The sequence below is a fragment of the Pseudoalteromonas phenolica genome, from assembly GCF_044788725.1.
In the GTDB taxonomy this organism is placed as follows: domain Bacteria; phylum Pseudomonadota; class Gammaproteobacteria; order Enterobacterales; family Alteromonadaceae; genus Pseudoalteromonas; species Pseudoalteromonas phenolica_C.
In genome coordinates this window covers 660980-679759 of the sequence record NZ_CP173161.1, presented here as the reverse complement: position 1 = coordinate 679759, position 18780 = coordinate 660980, and the positions used below count along the sequence as shown (strand labels likewise).

16 protein-coding genes are annotated in these 18780 nt (G+C 40.2%); 12 read left to right on the top strand and 4 right to left on the bottom strand.

Features of this window, described 5'->3' with window-relative positions; translation table 11 throughout:
- Window positions 1-10 precede the first annotated feature (10 nt).
- The 5 genes from trmB to arcA all read left to right on the top strand — a co-directional run bounded on the left by trmB (window position 11) and on the right by arcA (window position 5216).
- Entirely contained in the window at window positions 11-736 is a 726-nt protein-coding gene (trmB, locus tag ACH784_RS03120) for a tRNA (guanosine(46)-N7)-methyltransferase TrmB (RefSeq protein ID WP_138629563.1), read from the top strand.
- Between the two features lie 170 nt (window positions 737-906).
- Complete coding sequence (locus ACH784_RS03115; RefSeq protein ID WP_404393462.1) at window positions 907-1944, top strand: methyltransferase; 1038 nt, start codon at window positions 907-909, stop codon at window positions 1942-1944.
- A gap of 314 nt (window positions 1945-2258) precedes the next feature.
- A complete protein-coding gene (locus ACH784_RS03110) occupies window positions 2259-3881 on the top strand; it encodes an ATP-binding protein (RefSeq protein WP_404393460.1) in 1623 nt (540 codons plus the stop codon).
- Window positions 3882-3925: 44 nt separating this feature from the next.
- Window positions 3926-4393 carry a YfiR family protein gene (locus ACH784_RS03105; protein ID WP_404393458.1) on the top strand — a complete coding sequence of 156 codons (468 nt, stop codon included), beginning with the start codon at window positions 3926-3928 and terminating at the stop codon, window positions 4391-4393.
- A gap of 106 nt (window positions 4394-4499) precedes the next feature.
- Entirely contained in the window at window positions 4500-5216 is a 717-nt protein-coding gene (arcA, locus tag ACH784_RS03100) for a two-component system response regulator ArcA (RefSeq protein WP_404393456.1), read from the top strand.
- Between the two features lie 287 nt (window positions 5217-5503).
- Here arcA and arcB read toward each other — a convergent pair whose 3' ends face one another.
- The gene (arcB, locus tag ACH784_RS03095) at window positions 5504-7828 is read right to left on the bottom strand and encodes an aerobic respiration two-component sensor histidine kinase ArcB (protein ID WP_404393454.1); all 2325 of its coding nucleotides are present in this window, start codon (window positions 7826-7828) and stop codon (window positions 5504-5506) included.
- A gap of 209 nt (window positions 7829-8037) precedes the next feature.
- On the opposite strand from arcB, the gene folE2 reads away from it, so the two are divergent.
- The 4 genes from folE2 (at window position 8038) to ACH784_RS03075 (ending at window position 11678) form a co-directional block, all read left to right on the top strand.
- Window positions 8038-8958: a GTP cyclohydrolase FolE2 gene (folE2, locus tag ACH784_RS03090; protein WP_404393452.1), complete on the top strand. Its 921-nt coding sequence runs from the start codon at window positions 8038-8040 to the stop codon at window positions 8956-8958.
- Window positions 8959-9033: 75 nt separating this feature from the next.
- Window positions 9034-9630: a DUF2726 domain-containing protein gene (locus ACH784_RS03085; protein ID WP_404393450.1), complete on the top strand. Its 597-nt coding sequence runs from the start codon at window positions 9034-9036 to the stop codon at window positions 9628-9630.
- 375 nt (window positions 9631-10005) lie between these two features.
- Window positions 10006-10713: a 5'-methylthioadenosine/S-adenosylhomocysteine nucleosidase gene (gene mtnN, locus ACH784_RS03080; RefSeq protein ID WP_404393448.1), complete on the top strand. Its 708-nt coding sequence runs from the start codon at window positions 10006-10008 to the stop codon at window positions 10711-10713.
- Window positions 10713-11678, top strand: a complete 966-nt coding sequence (locus ACH784_RS03075) for a cobalamin biosynthesis protein (protein ID WP_404393446.1) — start codon at window positions 10713-10715, stop codon at window positions 11676-11678. The genes mtnN and ACH784_RS03075 overlap by 1 nt, the downstream gene beginning before the upstream one ends.
- Window positions 11679-11753: 75 nt before the next feature.
- Here the strand turns inward: ACH784_RS03075 and tyrS are convergent, their stop codons facing one another.
- Entirely contained in the window at window positions 11754-12953 is a 1200-nt protein-coding gene (gene tyrS / locus ACH784_RS03070) for a tyrosine--tRNA ligase (RefSeq protein ID WP_349285742.1), read from the bottom strand.
- Between the two features lie 149 nt (window positions 12954-13102).
- Here tyrS and ACH784_RS03065 point away from each other — a divergent pair, with 149 nt between their 5' ends.
- Both ACH784_RS03065 and ACH784_RS03060 read left to right on the top strand, forming a co-directional pair.
- A complete protein-coding gene (locus ACH784_RS03065; RefSeq protein ID WP_404393444.1) occupies window positions 13103-14437 on the top strand; it encodes a peptidoglycan DD-metalloendopeptidase family protein in 1335 nt (444 codons plus the stop codon).
- A 319-nt stretch (window positions 14438-14756) separates the two neighbouring features.
- The gene (locus tag ACH784_RS03060; RefSeq protein ID WP_404389461.1) at window positions 14757-16088 is read left to right on the top strand and encodes an IS4 family transposase; all 1332 of its coding nucleotides are present in this window, start codon (window positions 14757-14759) and stop codon (window positions 16086-16088) included.
- A 44-nt stretch (window positions 16089-16132) separates the two neighbouring features.
- Here the strand turns inward: ACH784_RS03060 and mdh are convergent, their stop codons facing one another.
- The gene (gene mdh, locus ACH784_RS03055) at window positions 16133-17074 is read right to left on the bottom strand and encodes a malate dehydrogenase (protein WP_058030924.1); all 942 of its coding nucleotides are present in this window, start codon (window positions 17072-17074) and stop codon (window positions 16133-16135) included.
- Between the two features lie 297 nt (window positions 17075-17371).
- Here mdh and argR point away from each other — a divergent pair, with 297 nt between their 5' ends.
- Complete coding sequence (gene argR, locus ACH784_RS03050; RefSeq protein ID WP_058030925.1) at window positions 17372-17839, top strand: transcriptional regulator ArgR; 468 nt, start codon at window positions 17372-17374, stop codon at window positions 17837-17839.
- On the opposite strand, the gene ACH784_RS03045 is transcribed toward argR, so the two are convergent.
- Window positions 17836-18753 (bottom strand): Dyp-type peroxidase, encoded by a 918-nt coding sequence (locus ACH784_RS03045; protein WP_404393441.1) that lies wholly within the window; start codon window positions 18751-18753, stop codon window positions 17836-17838. The two genes, argR and ACH784_RS03045, sit on opposite strands and share 4 nt — an antisense overlap.
- Between the last annotated feature and the right edge of the window lie 27 nt (window positions 18754-18780).

Here is an 18780-nt window from a genome sequence, read left to right as displayed (position 1 = left end):
AGAATTGATTATGAACGAATCGAGTAAAGCCAATTTAGAAGAAGCTCTAAATGAAGGTAAATACATCCGCAAAGTCCGTAGTTTTGTAAAGCGCGAAGGCCGTTTAACAAAAGGACAAGCTGCTGCCATTGAAAAATGTTGGTCAAGCATGGGCTTAGAGCATAGCCAAGGCTTACTAGATTTCTCTCAAGTATTCGGCAACGACAACGACGTCGTACTTGAAATCGGTTTTGGCATGGGTAAATCGTTAGTTGAAATGGCTAAGAACGCGCCGCATTTAAACTTCATCGGTATTGAAGTACACCGCCCGGGTGTTGGTGCATGCTTAATGGAAGCCGACGAAGCGGGTTTAACGAACCTGCGCGTATTTGAACATGACGCTGTTGAAGTGCTTGCTGATTGCATCGCTGATGGCAGCCTAACTACCATGCAGTTATTCTTCCCTGATCCTTGGCACAAAAAGCGCCACCACAAGCGCCGTATTGTGCAGCCAGAGTTTGTTGAAAGCCTTCGCCAAAAGCTAAAAATTGGCGGCGTATTCCACATGGCTACTGACTGGGAAAACTACGCAGAGCATATGTTAGAAGTAATGACTGCAGCACCTGGTTACGAAAATATCTCTGAGACACAAGATTACGTGCCTCGTCCAGACAATCGTCCACTGACTAAGTTTGAGCAGCGCGGCCATCGTCTAGGTCACGGCGTTTGGGACTTAATGTTCAAACGTAGCAACTAAAAGTAAATTCTAATTTTTAGGATTAATGTTTAGTTAGTTAAAAGAGCCTGATGGCTCTTTTATCTTAATGGTATTAGGTTAATACCTCTCCTCAATAATTCTTAATGAATTAGAATTGGTATAATTTTGCTTTTGCGCAAAATTAAGTAGAGATTTTAAATAGAGTATTTATGAGTCGATTAGCAAACCCAAGTTTATTGCTTCTTCGTAACGAAGAAGAACTGACAGGCGAACGCATTTTAGTGATTAACACCATGCGTGACGGCTTTCTTCGCGAGTTAAAGCAATTAAACCCAAATAGCGATATTCACGCTTTTAGCTACAACGTGGCTGATCATCAAGACTCACAAAAACACAAAGGCATAACTAGTCATGTTGGTCATAGTTTGCCTGTTCTCGAAGAGCTCGATTTAGTTATCTATTACTATCCGAAATCAAAGCCTGAAGCATTAATGATGCTTGATAATATCCGAGCCATCGCTTCACCTAAAACACGTGTATTAATTGTTGGAGACAACAAAGGGGGTGTTAAATCTGCTGAAAAGCAGTTTAAACAATTTGCAGGCGAGTTTTATAAATTAGAAAGCGCAAAGCACTGCGTGCTATTCGAATTTGCTGACTTAACCTTATTAGATGGTTTTGATATCAGCAGCTACCAAACCACATTCACTGTGAGTGTCAACGACCAAAGCTTCGAAGTAGCAAGCGTGCCAGGGGTTTTCAATCACGGAAAATTAGATGATGGTACACGTCTGTTACTAGAGCAAATCGCCGTGCCTTATAAAGGCAAAGTGCTCGATTTTGGCTGTGGTGCAGGCATTATCGCCACTTACCTAGGACTAAAAACACCAGAATTGAGACTGAACTGTTTAGATGTCAGCGCTTTAGCTGTATATGCTACCGAACAGACGCTAAAGCGAAACAACCTCGAAGGCAATGTGATTTTGAGTGATGGCATGCAAGCTGTGTCAGGGCAATTTGATTTAATCATCAGTAATCCGCCATTCCATACGGGTATTTCAACTGATTATCAAATTGCTGAAGACTTTTTAGCGCTTTCTAAGCAATTCTTAAAACCTAAAGGCAAGCTCACCATAGTTGCTAATAGTTTCTTAAAATATCAGCCAATCTTAGAAGCACAGTTTGGCGAATATGAAACCATTGCGAAAAATAATAAGTTTGCTGTATATCACGTGCAAAAATCGTAAGCGGCTCTAACTGAGGGCCATTCATAAAAATGACGATATGAATGGCCTTTGTGGCTCCCAACTTAACAGGCGCTACTTTTTGTGAAAACAACAAAATAGTACTTCTAAGAAGAAAGAATGAAATTATTCAAACTTAGAGAAAAATAGCATAAGCCGCACCGCAATTTTTAGTTATTTTTATTTTTTCCCTTTGCTACACTAAGTTTATTAAAGTTATAAATAACGTTTTATTTTTGTAAACTTTTCAAAAATTTGAGTTTTATATCTACTAACCTAACCCTAATGGTCAGTATGTAGGTGGCAAAGGCTAGCGAATGGCTAAACAAATAACAAAAACAAGTATCAGAAAAGTATTGATCAGTGCAGTTATGCTAGTAACTGCGCTGTGCTTATCGCTATCGATTTCTATCTCAACCTACCTAGATGTAAAAGAGCAAAAGCAACTTATAATCAACAAGCTAGATATGATAGCCGATATCATTGCTTTTAACGCGCAAATTACACTTATTTTCGAAGACAGAAAAACAGAAGAAAAACGATTAAGATCTTTTAGCAAAGTAGACTTAGTAAAAAACATACACATCTATGACATAGACGATGTCACCAAAAAACCTGTATTTTTTACCAGCTATAACGCCAGTAAAACCCCTCCTGTACCATTGAAAGTGGGCAGTATTGAAGAGCTCAAAATACCACGTATCACTGACGATCATATAGAGCTCATAAAGCCTGTTGAATATGAGGGAAAAATTGAGGGTTATGTTTATATCAGAGGTTCTTTAGAGAGGCTAAATAAGTATATAAACAACAAAATCTTAGTTGATATTTTACTGACCTTATTCGTCTTATTATTGGTACTTCTGGTTGCTCGAAGTATTCAAAAACGCATAGCTGCGCCAATTGAAGATTTATCTTTATTACTTCAGGATGTATCAAAAAACCATAATTACAGCACTCGTGCATCGAGCAGTCATATTGAAGAGTTAAATACTCTTTCAAATAACCTCAATATCATGCTTTCTCGTACGCAAAACCAAATTGAACGTCATGAAGCTGATAAACAAGAAATTAATCAACTTAACCAAAGCTTAGAAGAAAAAGTAAACCAAAGAACAATTGCCCTTCGTGAAGCAAACCAAGAGTTATTAAATACCCTTGAACGTATGCATCAATATCAGAATCAAATTGTTGAAAGTGAAAAAATGGCATCTTTGGGTCAAATGGTGGCGGGTGTTGCTCATGAAGTTAATACACCAATTGGTCTAGGTGTAACCGGCTCAACCCTACTTAGAGATAAACTTGCCGACATTCAGGTAGCGTTCGAGCAGAAAACTCTTACCTCTAAACAATTAGAAAGATTTATTGTTGATGGTGTCGAAAACCTAGATCTCATTTACAGAAATCTAAACCGAGCAGCCGATCTTATCTCAAACTTCAAACGTGTTGCCGTAAGTCAAGATACAGAAATTAGTGCTGATGTTAATGTGCAATCGTTGCTTAGTAATATTCTTATGGCGATGAATGCAGAGATATCCATAAAGTCACCAGAGATAGAACTGAACTTACCAGACAACTTAACCATCTCAAGTAAAACTGGGCCATTACAGCAAATTTTTGAGCAACTTATTTCAAACTCTCTCATTCACGGCTTTGAAGATGAGCAAGATAATAAGATTTGGATTGGAGCTGAGAAGAAAGGTAATAATTTAGAAATCACTTATCTAGATAATGGTTCTGGTGTGCCAACATCCATTAAAAAACGTATTTTTGATCCATTTGTCACCACCAAACGTGGAGAAGGTGGCAGCGGCTTGGGTATGCACTTAGTTTACAACCTTGTCACTCAGGCTTTAGATGGTTCTATTACTTTAGATGAAGACTATGCCGAAGGCACAAGGTATGTCATTTCTTTGCCTATTGGTGAATTGACATCATGAAGTATTGGCTAGCCCTTGCCCTAACTATGTGCTCTTTAGGTGTAATGGCTAAAACACCAGAGCAAATTAGATCGGCATTTTTGTATCAAATGGCTAACTTTATTGAGTTTCCTGCGATGGATGAAGCTGGTATTCGTTTTTGTTTCTATGATCTAAAGTCTGGCCCTGGTGCAATATTAAATAAAAATAAAAGTCTAAAAATAAAAGGCTTACCCATTCTTATTCAAAAAGTAGAAAAAAACACGGCAATTAAGGAACTTTCAGAACAATGTGATATCACATACTTTGATGGAGCCTTAGGCAATGATATACTGTCCTCTTATAACAAGAGTACGCCCCTAGATATGTTAATGGTTAGTGATAACCTCAGTTTTTTAGATAATGAAGGAATGGCGGCTCTTGTTCAAGAAGGCAATAAAATCAGGCTGTATGTAAACAAGCAGCAAATTGCGAAACATAATTTTAAAGTACTTTCTCGGCTACTCGCCGTGGCAAAGTTTCACCCTAACTGATTTTACTTGTTAACATTTGGATATACTCCTATAATCGTAATATTCGGTTTTTTCTTCTAGTACCGAATAAAATGTAAATAACATATTCCTAAAAGGTTAAATGATAATGCAAACGCCAGTCATTCTGATTGTTGAGGATGAAGACGTAACTCGCTTGAACCTCGTTAGTTTATTTGAGGCAGAAGGTTACAAAGTAATTGAAGCCATTGATGGCGATGATATGCACGACAAGCTAACGACTCATGATGATGTCAATCTGGTAATAATGGATATTAACTTGCCAGGTAAGAATGGCTTAATTCTAGCCCGCGAACTTCGTCAGAAGAAGAATGTAGGTTTAATTTTCTTAACTGGTCGTGACAACGATGTCGATCGTATTCTTGGTTTAGAAATTGGTGCGGATGATTACATCACAAAACCTTTCAACCCAAGAGAATTAACTATCCGTGCTCGTAACCTGATCTCTCGTACAGGTAATAATCCTGAAGAGTCTGCTATCGAAAGCAGCGGTGTTATTACATTTAATGGCTGGGAGCTTGACGAAAACAGTCGTTGTCTTACATCACCTGCAGGTGAAGCGAAGCGTTTACCAAAAGGTGAATACCGTGCATTACGTTTAATGCTTGACTCACCAGGCCGAATTTTCAGCCGTGAGCAATTAATCAAGCATATGACTGGTCGAGAGCTTCGCGCAAACGACAGAACAGTTGACGTTACTATTCGTCGTATTCGAAAGCACTTTGAGAGTGATACAAATACTTCTGAGCTAATTAGTACTATTCACGGTGAAGGTTACCGCTTCATCGGTAAGATTGATAGTTAATTAATCCTACAAAAAAAGGGCCTTTAGGCCCTTTTTTAATGTCTCAAATTGATTATCAATTACACTATTGTAAACGACTAAGGGCAATTCTCTTAATCAAGTGAGCTATTTTGAAGGAAGGAAAACTCGCTGCTAGCCCCTCTTAACCGTCCTGCTATCACTGAGATCTTACCTCAGTATAAGCTAGGCGAAAATTTTGCTATTTCGTTATTCTAATCTATAAATTTTCAACGTGGTTATCGTCGGTTTTAAACCTCAACATGCTCGAGCATAATTAATAACTGCTATTATTCATTCCAACCATCAACAACTGTTTTTAGCTCTCTTTGTCCAGCTTCAAGTAGCCCATACAATTCGTCTAACCAAGTTTGAGCGACTTCAGCTCCAACCTCAGCCACTTCTTTTTCCATCTTTTTGGCGTGTTCTTGAACTTGCTTCAAGCCAACTGAACCAGATGCGCCTTTAAGTTTATGAGCCACAGAACTGTATTCATCGAAGTCACTGTTATCAATAGATTGCTGTAATTCTTCACAATATTTCGGACTTAATTTAGCAAATAAATCTGAACTTCGTTTAAATACATCTACTCCCATTGAATCGATAAAATCACAGATAGTTTCCATTTCAAGCAAAGTAAATTCAGCTTGCTTATCTGAGCAGTTAGCTTTTGTTTCAATAAGTTTTGGCTTAGTTGCTCTGGCATTAATACCAAATAATTCTGCCAGCATTTTATCAAGCTTAATGGTGTTGATTGGTTTAGCTAATGCACCTTGAATACTTATGCCTTCTAGCTCTTCTTCTGCACTTCGCACATTAGCCGTTAAAGCAACGATAGGTAATTTATCAAAATGGCTGTCGGCCCTTATTTCTCGAGCTACCTCGTCACCATTAATATCAGGTAGTTGCATATCGAGTAAGACTAAATCAAGGTCATCTTCGGTTGCGACAAACGAAAGTGCGTCTTCACCGGTTTCAGCCCAGATGACTTCATGTCCTCGCTGCTCAAGTAAGTTAGTCGCGATTTCTGCATTCAAAGGCACATCTTCAACTAACAGAATATAAAGGCTACGACCGGCATAGCTTTGCTCTTTTGGAGCAGCGGTCAGTGTTAATGGAATTTCAACCTCAAAGCGACTTCCTTGACCAACAATACTGCTCACTTGAATACTGCCCTGCATTGCTTCAACAAGCGCTTTAGTCACTGCTAGCCCAATGCCTGAACCTATGGCATTCGAACCGTTTGCACTTGGCGCTTTGTAATACATTTCGAAGATTCGAGCGAGTTGATCTTGTGCAATGCCGGAGCCTGTATCAGTAATACTCATAACGAGCCACACTTCACCGTCACGATTTTCACGCTTACAATCAAGTGTCACACTACCTCTGTGGGTGAATTTCACGGCATTATTAATTAAATTCCAAAGCACTTGTCTTAAGCGAGTGGGGTCTAATAAAGCGTAGACATCTAAGATCCCTTGCCTGTTAATATTGAATTCCAGCCCCTTTTGTTCAGCTATAAGCCCAGCAAAGTTCACCACGTCATTAATAAAATCCGAGACATTGATACTGTCGGCAGCAATATCCAACTGCTCTCTATCGATTTTATCGAGATCTATGATGTCATTGAAAATATTACCAAGCGTTTCTGCACTTGAGAAAATGGTATTACACCAGCTTTTTTGTTGCTTACTCAGCTCTGTGTCTAGCATCATGCGGGTTAAGCCAACAATGCCATTCAGCGGTGTGCGAAGCTCATGGCTTAAGGTAGCAATAAACTTACCTTTATCTTTATAGGCTGTTTCAAGCTCCTGCTCAGCCTCTTTACGCGAAGTAATATCACGGCCAAACGCAAGTAAACCAATATACTCGCCCTGCTCATTAATAAATGGCAACTTGCGCATCTCAAACCAACGATTTTCGTCATTTACAGGGTACTCAACATCAAGCGTGAGCGCTTGATGTGTTTTCGCAACTTGCTCGTCTGTTTTAAGCACTTCAGGAATGTAACTTTCAGGGTAAATGTCAAAGACACTTTTACCGATAAGCTCGTTACTGCTCTTACCCATGACTTTTTCAAACATCTTGTTGCAGCCGGCAAAAATACCTTGCTCATCACGGTAATAGAATAAATCGGGAGAAGAGTCGACAATCGAGCGCAATAACATACTTTGTTGCGCAAGTTCTTGCTGTGTTTTTTTACGCTCTGCGATTTCACGACGTAATTCTTCAATGGCTCGATGCTTAGCATGTAAAGCGATTTTACGTTCGTCAATTTCGCTGTTTAGCCGGGTTATATTGTCTTTTAAGCTCTGATTTAAAAGCTTTTCTTGTTGAGTTGCGGTATCTAAATAGGCTCTAGAGGCTTCAAGTTCTTTGAGTGCTTGAATGCAAATAACCAATAATGCGGGAGAAGTCACAGCAGCAAAAAACATAATTGCCAGTACATCAACAATCATTATCTCGCCAAATGCTACATAGTAGAACATGCATGACAGAATTAATGAGGCCAGTAGGATCAGGCAATAACAAAGCACTCCAGCTTGTTTTTCGCCGTATTTGTTAATCACGTTGGCAAGGACTTTCAGCCATGACCCAAATGAAGAATCTATCATATTAACCAATTTGCTCCCATAACCGCCTTATTATACGCAAGCAAGTGCCTAATACCAAAGCGTTAAAAATCCAAAAAGCTGCAATAGACGTATAAAGTTCTTAACAGTTCTTAAGAAACGTCTTAATTGATAATGCGAACATATACGCATTCGTACTTTAAATAGTGTAATATGCGCGACTCAAAAATGTCGTGAAATAGAGGGTTAACATGCAGACTACAATGCCAGATATTGCTCATTCAGCCGATGCACTTCAAACCGGCAAATTAGATTGGGTAGGAATGGGTAACATCGAGCTACCTTTAATGCTTGCAACAAAAGGCTTGCCGGAGCAACCTGTAACAGCAAAGGCTGACGCATTCGTAAACCTGCATAAAGAAGATGCCAAAGGCATTCATATGTCTCGCTTGTTTTTAGCCCTAGATACTTTGTCGTGTGAACAGGCCCTTTCACCTAATACTCTAAAACAACTTCTCGACGAATTTGTAACAACTCACCAAGACATCAGTGATGCAGCAAAAGTGGTTATTAACTTTGAATTACCACTACGCAGGCCTTCTTTATTAAGCAAAAAACAAGGTTGGAAAAGCTACCCTGTTAGCATTACTGCCTCATTGGTTAACCAAACGTTTTCTATAGAGCTTGCATTAGATGTTACCTACTCTTCAACTTGTCCTTGCTCTGCAGCGTTAGCACGTCAACTTATTCAAGACGCTTTCGCAGCAAAGTTTAAAGATAAAGACATTTCTCATGAAGAAGTGCATGCTTGGCTTGGCACTACCGAGGGCGTACTGGCAACACCGCATTCGCAACGTAGTATTTCTAACATTAAGGTTAAACTTGATGAAAACTGTCAAGAATTCGACATTGTAGGGTTAGTCAACTTAGTTGAAGATGAACTAAAAACCCCGGTTCAAGCGGCAGTGAAACGTGAAGACGAACAAGAGTTTGCTCGTTTGAACGGCCAAAACCTGATGTTTTGTGAAGATGCGGCAAGAAAGCTTAAAGCACTGTTCGAAAACGCAGGGTTTGCCGACTACTATATCAAGATTAATCACTACGAATCTTTACATGCTCACGACGCTGTAGCCTATGCATTCAAAGGCTTACCTGGCGGTTATTCAGCTTAAGCCTGCTTTCACTCCACAATTGGCAAGAACTTTGCTTATAAACATCAAAGTCAAATTGTTGTTGTGGAGTGTTATATGGAGTTCGCTTTATTATTAGTTTTTGCATTGGTCGCTGGCGCATCAATCGTCATTGCAAAATATACCGATGCAGGTGGCAATCCATACCCTTTCAATCGAAAAGAATCTGTCTTCAGCACTGTTGAAGCTACTTTCCTTAGTCTACTAGAACGTGCTGTGGGCGATAAATTTAAGATTGTCAGCCGTGTTAAGTTGATTGATTTAATCGAGTGCAAGCCAGGTTTGTCAAAAAAAGCACGCCGAGCTGCTTTGGCTAAAGCTAAAAATAAACAACTCGATTACGTGCTCATTGATAAAACCACACTAAACATTGTTGCTGCTGTCGACCTTGTCAATAATTCGAACAAGAGCGGCCATAAAGCGCAAAAAGATTGGTTTGTAACCGGAGCTTTAGAGTCAGCGAATATTCCGCATATTCGTATGAAAGTTAAAACAGGCTATAAAGCCAATGAAGTACGTAGCGCCATTTTGTATAAAATTGGTCAACAACCGCAACCAGTTCGCAAACCCAGAACACGTAATGAGAAGCCTGCAGTGCTTTCACCTTCGCAAGCAAAGGCGCATTCAACGCAAACCCAGCTTGCTGAAATTTAACAGTTTCCATATGTCACAAAAGCCCTTTGAATACTCAAAGGGCTTTTTTCTTTCTAAATAACCTGAGCTCTGGATAATAAATCCATCTCCAGCGGCTACTTTTAACGTTAACTGCGTTGAATTTACTTGCAATAGGCCAGCTATTGACGCGTAAATTCGCCTTGTTATCGCTAAAAGCCTCCGGCTGCAGACTTGAAAATTACTTATCATCTCAAATCAATAAGTTAGTAAATCTCTTAACCAAAGTTCAGGTTAAATAGACGCTTTACAATCAACACTATGATGATAAAGCTTTATATCATCACTGATATGAACAAGTTTTTTATAAAAGTGCGATAGGCTATACTAGCGAAAATTTTTTGAGGAATAGAAATCATGAAAGTAGGTATTATCGGTGCAATGGAGCCTGAAGTTGCAATTTTGCGTGAGGCTTTACAAAACAAAGAAGAACTAACTAAGGGCGGCTTCACTTTTTATACTGGCGAACTTGCTGGGCATACTGTGACTTTAGTTCAATCTGGCATTGGTAAAGTGGCAGCAACCGTTGCGACAACGCTTTTAATTGATAATTTCAACCCTGACTGCGTCATTAATACTGGTTCTGCTGGCGGCTTTGATCCTGAATTAAATGTCGGTGATGTGGTTATTTCTGACGAAGTTCGCCACCACGATGTTGATGTGACGGCTTTTGGCTACGAGATTGGCCAAGTACCACAAATGCCTGCAGGCTTTGCGGCACATACAGCATTAATTGATGCTGCTAAAGCGAGTGTTGCTATCCTTGAAGACACACAAACAAAAGTTGGCTTAATTTGTACTGGTGACTCTTTTATGTGTGATCCTGTTCGCATTGACAAAACGCGTCAAGATTTCCCATCAATGTTAGCTGTAGAAATGGAAGGTGCTGCAATTGCTCAAGCATGTCATGTACTTAATACGCCATTTGTGGTGATCCGCTCACTATCTGATATTGCAGGTAAAGAGTCTCCACAATCTTTTGAAGAATACCTAGAAGTTGCTTCTGTAAATTCTTCTAAACTAGTGACTGAACTACTTGAGCAGCTAAACAACACTAGCTTGTAATGATAGAAAATCAGCAGTTTGAGGCTTTTCAAAGCCTCATTATTTTTATCTGCGCGATAGCAGCGGCTCACTCATTACCGCTGCTGAATAGCTACAACCCAATTACTTTCTTTTCGCTTATTTTTGAACGCATAGGTGCTCGTGTCTTTAAACCTGAAAGAAGTGCCTCATTACAAAAAATAGCCGGCACCTTAGGTTTCTTTCTACCCATTTTTACCATTGTACTTATTGCCGCACTGATCAGTCAGTTTGCATTTTACCCTGCTTGGCTCGGGGGATTAGTGCTCTACTTTTGTTTAGATACCCGCGTATTACAAAGAGCCAAACGCATAGCTGCGCTATTACAACAAAAACAAAAAGCGACAGCGAGACAATTGTTAGCACAAAACGTAGTCCGTGAAGTCAATGAGTTATCAAGCATAGGCATTGCCAAAGCCTGTATAGATAGCACAGCCTTAAGAACGGTACGCCACTACTATCTTGTTATTTTCTTTTACTTATTACTCGGCCCGCTCGCTGCATTCTCTTTTAAATTACTACTAGTGTGTGATCATGCTTGGCGAAAGCGCGTGCCGCCTAATAGCGCTTTTATAAAACCATTGCAGACAGCCATTTTTTATATTGAATTTTTACCACTCAGAGGCTTTATCTTTTTATTGGCCTTGTTTTTACAAGGTAAGAAAACTTTTCATTACTTCAAGCACTATGCAAGGCACTGCTATCAAACGAATACTGGCTGGATCTTATCTCTATTTGCCGCAAATCTATCAATCCAGTTAGGTGGCCCGTGTAAATATCAAGGTGAGCGATTTGCGAAAATGCGTATTGGCGCTGAGCGTCACCCTGAGCCTGAAGATATAAAACAGTGTTTAACATTTTTAGAGAGAATTAAGTGGTTTACTTTCTCTTTGATCGCACTGATTTGGCTTTTAGATTGGTTTATTGATCTTTATTTAAATACTTAAACAAATAAGCATGAAAAAAAGACATAAAAAAAGCTGGTTTAAAACCAGCTTTTTAATATTTGAAATAGAGAGTGTTTAGCTTACTGTCACTTTTGCAAACTTACGCTTACCAACTTGATAAATCTGTGTAGAGCCTTTCTCAATCACAAGCTTACTATCAGTCACTTTCTCTTCGCCGTTTAACTTAACAGCGCCTTGCTTAATCATACGCATGGCTTCTGAAGTACTAGCTACAAGACCTGCTTCTTTAAGCAGCTGAGAGATCATCGTAGAATCTTCATCAATTGTGATAGTCACTTCTGGGATCTCATCAGGTAAAGCATTTTTCTGGAAACGCTTAATGAAATCTTGGTGTGCAGCTTCAGCATCAGCTTCACTGTGGAAGCGTGCAATCATTTCTTTGGCAAAATCAATCTTAATGTCACGCGGGTTACGACCATTAGCAACCTCTTGCTTAAGGCCTTCAATTTCTTCAATTGAAAGCGCACTTAATAACTCGTAATAACGCCACATTAATTCATCTGAAATTGACATGACTTTACCAAACATGTCGTTTGGTGCATCAGTAATACCAATGTAGTTGCCTAGAGACTTAGACATTTTTTGAACGCCATCAGTACCTTCAAGTAACGGCATCATTAATACGGTTTGCGGCTTTTGACCTTCATCTTTTTGCAGCTCACGACCCATTAGTAGGTTGAAGCGCTGATCAGTACCACCTAGCTCTACGTCAGCTTCTAGTGCAACTGAATCCCAACCTTGTACTAAAGGATATAAGAACTCATGGATTGCAATCGCTTGACCGCCAGCATAACGCTTTTTAAAGTCATCACGCTCTAGCATACGCGCAACCGTTTGGCGTGCAGCTAGTTTGATCATGCCTGCACTACCTAGCTGTTCCATCCAAGTAGAGTTAAATGCTACTGTGGTCTTTGCAGGATCTAGGATTTTGAAAACTTGCTCTTTATAAGTTTCAGCATTTGCTAACACGTCTTCACGTGTTAGTGGTTTACGAGTGACGTTTTTACCCGTTGGATCACCAATCATACCGGTGAAATCACCAATTAAGAAAATAACCTCATGACCTAAGTCTTGGAAGGTTTTCATTTTATTAATTAGAACAGTGTGACCTAAATGCAAATCTGGTGCTGTTGGATCGAAACCCGCTTTAATTTTTAACTTTTTACCAGATTTCAATCTTTCCTTTAATTCATCTTCAATAAGAATCTCTTCTGCACCGCGCTTAATCTCGGCTAATGCAGTTTCAAAGTCCACCATTCGTCGCTCCAAAATATACAGTTTATCGCACGATTCTAGCCTATATTCAGATCAGTTTAAATGCACAAAACACTGGTATTCACGCTTTATTGCGTATATCCTGCAATATTATTACCGATTTATCTTGACAGCAGAAAAGGCGCGTTATGGTTCACGTTGTTCATAAGCTTCCTAAAAAACACAAACTGCTTATTCTTACCTGCATTTCTGTCATGCTGATAATTGCTTTATGGCCGTCAGAAAAGGCAACTGCATCAAGAGACAGTGACAAAAAAGCACTCGAAGTTGGCAAGCGTTACGAATTACCCGTAAAAGTTTCTGAAAATGAAGAGCAACTTACAACTTTAAGTGCCCCCGCAGAAGTTCAAGCACCAGAAAAAACCACAATTGATACCCTTGAATTCAATGACTTTGAAGTAAAGCATGGTGACAGCCTTGCGGTACTGTTCAAGCGTGCAGGTTTTTCAGCGCAAACTTTACATAAATTAGTTAACACCAATGCTGAAACACGCAAACTGACTAAAATCCACCCAGGTGAAGTGTTGAGTTTTTCAAAAAATGCCGAGGGTGAGTTAACACATCTTAAGTATGTACTTTCGAAAACTGACACCTTGTTGGTGTTTTTAGATGAAGAACAAAAATATCAAACAGCGATCCACAGCAAAGAAATCGAAACAGTCAATCAAAGCGCTGGCGGTAAAATTAAGTCAAGCTTCTGGACGGCTGGTATTTCGGCAGGCTTATCTGAACGTCAAATTATGAACTTTGCTGATATCTTTGGCTGGGATATCGATTTTGCCAACGACATTCGTAAAAACGACACCTTTTCTCTGGTTTACGAAACTCATTATGTCGATGGTGAGCTGATCGGCAATGGTAAAATCATCGCCGCTGAGTTTATTAACCAAGGTGAGCGTTTCAGTGCTATCCGTCACACTGACGGTAATTTCTACACACCAGAAGGCCGCAGTATGCGTAAAGCCTTCTTACGTGCTCCAGTTAACTTTAAATATATCAGCTCTAACTTTAACCCGCGCCGTAAGCACCCTGTCACAGGTAGAGTATCGGCGCACCGAGGCATCGATTATGCTGCACGTGTTGGTACACCTGTTGTTTCATCAGGTAATGGTAAGGTGACTAAATCTGGGTATAACAAACTCAATGGTAACTATGTGTTTATCCAACATGGCAGTCAGTATGTCACTAAGTACCTACACTTGAACAAGCGTATGGTTAAAACAGGCCAGAAAGTAAAGCAGGGTCAAAAAATTGGTACTGTCGGTGCAACAGGCCGAGTAACTGGTGCGCATTTACACTATGAGTTTTTAGTGAATGGGGTTCACCGTAACCCGAAAACCGTTAAGTTACCTAAGTCTGAACCGCTGCCGAAAACTGAACTGGCTAAGTTCAAACCAGTTGCCAAAGACTTACTTGCTCAGCTAGAGCGCTCAAGAGAGCTTAGGTTAGCACTGAATAACTAACTCTTTATGTCTTTACCGAATTAAAAAAGCAGCGTCGTAGCTGCTTTTTTAATGCCATGAAATTACCTAACCTAGGTTATGGCTTCAGTTTCTCGCTTCTCGCTTCTCGCTTCTCGCTTCTCGCTTCTCGCTTCTCGCTTCTCGCTTCTCGCTTCTCGCTTCTCGAGTTTACAACCAGCATAGTGATGTCAAACAAATTTCAGGCATAAAAAAACCCGCCGTAGCGCAATGCTGATCAGTTAAGAAACAAATAGATCAGTTGACCGATCTTTTAAAGGGTTCAGAATCCGATATTAGGAAACTAATATCGGATTTTTTTATGCCTCTTTCTAATCACTGTGACGACCTAACTTCGTTTTTAGATGATGTACACACCCTGGATAAACTAAAGAATGTCCTTGATGCCGATATACTTGAACAGGCGTTCGAATATGCTGGAGTTGCAACCGTGCGTCGAAGAAGGTTGCCGTTAGAAGCTATAATGTGGTCAGTCATTGGTATGAGCCTATTTCGTAACGAAACAGTATGGGATATCGCAAGCCGATTAGATATTACGCTGCCGGGGAAAAATAAACTGGTTGCGCCCAGCGCTTTGGTTCAAGGCCGTCAACGTTTAGGGGTTGATGCAGTGTGTCACTCGTTTCGATTGTTGGCCCAAAGAGCATTTTACAAGCATGCCTTTGAGCAGTGGTGTGGACTGAATTTGTTAGCTGTTGATGGAGTGAGCTTTAGAACTCAAGATAACGAAGAAAATCGTATTGCGTTTGGTAGTGACAGTAATCAATTTGGTGAAGGCAGTTATCCTCAAATCAGGATGTGTAGTTTGATGGAGGTATCAAGCCATCTATTACTGGATAGTAGCTTTGATGCACGCCATGTAGGGGAAATGACACTTGCCAAAAGACTTTTATCGTCTGTCCCAGATGACTCTTTAACGCTATTTGACCGTGGCTATTACTCTTTAGGCCTTTTATATCAGTGGCAAAGACAAGGTAAAAATACACATTGGATGTTACCAGCTCGCAAGGATTTACAATACCAAGTTGAACGTCATATCAGCGATGAAGATAAAATAATCTCTTTACATACTAGCCCTCAAGCTAAAAGTAAATTTAAAGATTTACCAGAGCAAATAACCGCCCGACTCACTACGTATAAAGTTGATGGGAAAAGCTACCGTGTACTGAGTTCATTAATCGATCCCATGCGTTATCCATATGATGAATTAACAGAAGTCTATACTCAGCGTTGGGAAATAGAGTTGGGCTTTAGAGAAATGAAACAAGGGTTGCATCAGTCTAAACATGCATTACGAAGTAAAAAGCCAGATATGGTACGTCAAGAGTTATGGGGACTACTGTTAGCTTACAACTTAATCCGCATTGCAATGATTGATGCAACGAAAGCGGAAGAAATCCTGATACCCAGACAACTTAGTTTTAGTTTATGTATGCGCCATATCATCGCATTTTTTATGCTCACTCCTATCCACAGTGCGAGTAAGTTGCCAGTACATTATGAAGAGCTGCTGACAACACTAAGATTGTTTGTATTACCAGACCGGCTTCCTGATAGGAGATACCCAAGAGAGGTTAGAAAGAAACCAAGGAAATATCCGTATAAAAGAAAATGCCAGTCAATTCTTAACTGACTGGCATTACGCCGTAGCGGGTTTTTAAAACTTTCAGATTGCGATTATTGCGCAGCCATGAAGTCGATACCTTCTTGGATATCTTTGTTTAATGTTTCTAGCATGTCGTTCTTCGCTTTCTCTTCGAACGCGCTTAGCTCGCCGTAAGAAAGAATTTCTTCAACACCGTTAGTACCTAAACGTACTGGGTGTGCGAAGTATGCTGCGTCACCGTTCTCAACTGCAACATATGCATAGTCAACAACGTTTTGCTCACCTTGAAGACCTTTAACTAGTGAGAAGCAGAAACGTGCTGCTGCTGCACCCATTGAAAGTGTCGCTGAACCGCCGCCTGCTTTAGCGTTAACAACTTCAGTACCCGCGTTTTGGATACGTGGAGTAAGTGCTGCAACTTCTTCTTCAGTGAACTCAACACCTTCAACTTGAGAAAGTAGAGGAAGAATAGTAGTACCTGAGTGACCACCAATAACTGGTACTTTAACTTCAGATACGTCAACACCTTTCAGTTCAGCAACGAATGCTTCTGAACGGATAACGTCTAGTGTAGTTACACCGAATACACGTGATGCTTCATAAGTACCCGCTTTTTTGAATACCTCAGCAACAATTGGTACAGTGCCGTTTACTGGGTTAGTGATAACACCAACTAGAGCTTTAGGACAGTTACGTACGATACCTTCAGCAAGTGTCTTAATGATACCAGCGTTAACATTGAAAAGGTCAGCACGGTCCATACCAGGCTTACGAGGCATACCAGCTGGGATAAGAACAATGTCAGCACCCGCTAGCGCTGCGTCAAGATCATCTGCACCAAAACCTGCAACTTTAACTGCAGTTGGGATGTGAGATAGGTCTACAGCAACACCAGGAACAACTGGCGCTACGTCGTATAGAGATAGCTCAGAACCTGCAGGAAGGCCATTTTTAAGAAGTAAAGATAGAGCTTGACCGATACCGCCAGCGGCACCTAATACAGCAACTTTCATGTGGAATTCTCCATAATTTGAAGGTGGAATTGTGTGTGCTGTAAAGATAATGAAAAGTGCAGGTAAAAACAAATTTATCGACGCTATTTTAAGGTTTTTTTCGACTATAGTTGTAAAATATTGCTTTCAGCGTGCAAGCTCGCTTTACACTTTAAAATATTCATTCCTGTGTTTCTAAAAATGCCCTGCCACTTAAGCAAATCTTGCAATCAATTCACTTTGTTTTTTAATTGCAAAGTTGGGTCTGGATTCAGAATTGTGTAAAATCTAAGTAATATTTAATAAACGAGTTCAATTATGCAAGCAAACGAGAAGCAAGAAGCGCTGATAAAAGCATTCAAAGCACTATTAAAAGAAGAAAACTTTGGCTCGCAGGGTGAAATTGTCGATGCCCTGAAAGATCAAGGCTTTGATAATGTAAGTCAAAGCAAAGTGTCACGTATGCTGAGTAAGTTTGGTGCGGTAAGAACTCGTAACGCAAAACAAGAAATGGTTTACTGCTTACCGGCAGAAATGGGTGTACCAACAGCTAAAAGTCCTTTGAGACAATTAGTGATTGATATCATGCACAATGAAATGATGATCATCATCCGTACCAGCCCTGGTGCAGCTCAACTGATTGCCCGCTTACTAGACTCATTAGGTACTGCTGATGGCGTATTAGGTACCATTGCCGGTGACGATACTATTTTTATTGCGCCAGCTAAAATCTCAGAGATAGATGTAACGCTTGAGAAAGTAAAAACCTTATTCGACAACGTTTAACTTTCGGCTATTTGCGCCATGTTTTGCAAAAACTGCACGGATGGCGCAAAAAACGCAGCCCCCATATCGGCCTGACAATAATCCAACCATGCATCATAGTGCTGATCGTTTCCTACTCTAGTCGTTAACAGCTGCTCAAAAGCATTCCCCTTTGCGGCACAACTCACCCATAAAGAGCCCTGCTCAAACACATCTCCAAACGGCATACTTTGCTCAAGCAATAAAGGTAAGTTGTCTGCATTTTTAAGCTCTGTTAATTCGGCATGGCTATTTGTTAAGGCATGTTCTAGCTTTTTATTCTCTAAACGAGAACGCCCCATAATGGCTTCTTGGTCATTCAGACTTAATTGTTGCCAACGGTTTAGATCAAACTTCACTCGCTGTACATGAATGTAGCTACCTTGATCTTCAAAGCTTTCAGGGTCATGAACTAAAGCCACTTGGCGTTTGAAACGTCCATGAGGCGTATTAGCACCATAAATAAAGCCATTAAAGTCTCGACCGTCTAAAAATCGGAAAGTACGAATATGTGCGACCAATTCCACTTTACCCGCCAACATATGCCTAACACTTTGTGCAAATAGGTGATTCACATCTTCTCTGTCAGAGCGGATCACATACAACAAATCAAATGGCTGAGTGTGCATAAGATGCTCATGAGAGCGAATATGCGGGAAGCTTTTTAACTCTTTAGGAATACACTCGGGATATATATGTGGCCAATACTGCGCACCAATAGCCACAAAGCTAGATACCATAGATTCAGAGAAGCGGTCACTCAATTCTGATTGTAAGCGTTCACATTGCCCTAATGCTGCTCTAACGGCTTCATCTTGACCGTCGAGCACATTAAAAAACAAATGTAATCCATGCAGATTTGCCTCTGCACACACTCCTGACTGCGGCTGAGCCATGGCACCCCAAGTTATAATAAGTAATGA

What these genes read in the sequence shown, in the direction of transcription:
- arcA (WP_404393456.1), top strand. Translation starts at nt 4,500, where the DNA reads ATGCAAACGCCAGTCATTCTGATTGTTGAGGATGAAGACGTAACTCGC.
- argR (WP_058030925.1), top strand. Translation starts at nt 17,372, where the DNA reads ATGCAAGCAAACGAGAAGCAAGAAGCGCTGATAAAAGCATTCAAAGCA.
- ACH784_RS03085 (WP_404393450.1), top strand. Translation starts at nt 9,034, where the DNA reads ATGGAGTTCGCTTTATTATTAGTTTTTGCATTGGTCGCTGGCGCATCA.
- mtnN (WP_404393448.1), top strand. Translation starts at nt 10,006, where the DNA reads ATGAAAGTAGGTATTATCGGTGCAATGGAGCCTGAAGTTGCAATTTTG.
- trmB (WP_138629563.1), top strand. Translation starts at nt 11, where the DNA reads ATGAACGAATCGAGTAAAGCCAATTTAGAAGAAGCTCTAAATGAAGGT.
- arcB (WP_404393454.1), bottom strand. Translation starts at nt 7,828, where the DNA reads ATGATAGATTCTTCATTTGGGTCATGGCTGAAAGTCCTTGCCAACGTG.
- ACH784_RS03065 (WP_404393444.1), top strand. Translation starts at nt 13,103, where the DNA reads ATGGTTCACGTTGTTCATAAGCTTCCTAAAAAACACAAACTGCTTATT.
- mdh (WP_058030924.1), bottom strand. Translation starts at nt 17,074, where the DNA reads ATGAAAGTTGCTGTATTAGGTGCCGCTGGCGGTATCGGTCAAGCTCTA.
- ACH784_RS03060 (WP_404389461.1), top strand. Translation starts at nt 14,757, where the DNA reads ATGCCTCTTTCTAATCACTGTGACGACCTAACTTCGTTTTTAGATGAT.
- ACH784_RS03045 (WP_404393441.1), bottom strand. Translation starts at nt 18,753, where the DNA reads ATGGCTCAGCCGCAGTCAGGAGTGTGTGCAGAGGCAAATCTGCATGGA.
- folE2 (WP_404393452.1), top strand. Translation starts at nt 8,038, where the DNA reads ATGCAGACTACAATGCCAGATATTGCTCATTCAGCCGATGCACTTCAA.
- ACH784_RS03075 (WP_404393446.1), top strand. Translation starts at nt 10,713, where the DNA reads ATGATAGAAAATCAGCAGTTTGAGGCTTTTCAAAGCCTCATTATTTTT.
- ACH784_RS03110 (WP_404393460.1), top strand. Translation starts at nt 2,259, where the DNA reads ATGGCTAAACAAATAACAAAAACAAGTATCAGAAAAGTATTGATCAGT.
- ACH784_RS03105 (WP_404393458.1), top strand. Translation starts at nt 3,926, where the DNA reads ATGGCTAAAACACCAGAGCAAATTAGATCGGCATTTTTGTATCAAATG.
- ACH784_RS03115 (WP_404393462.1), top strand. Translation starts at nt 907, where the DNA reads ATGAGTCGATTAGCAAACCCAAGTTTATTGCTTCTTCGTAACGAAGAA.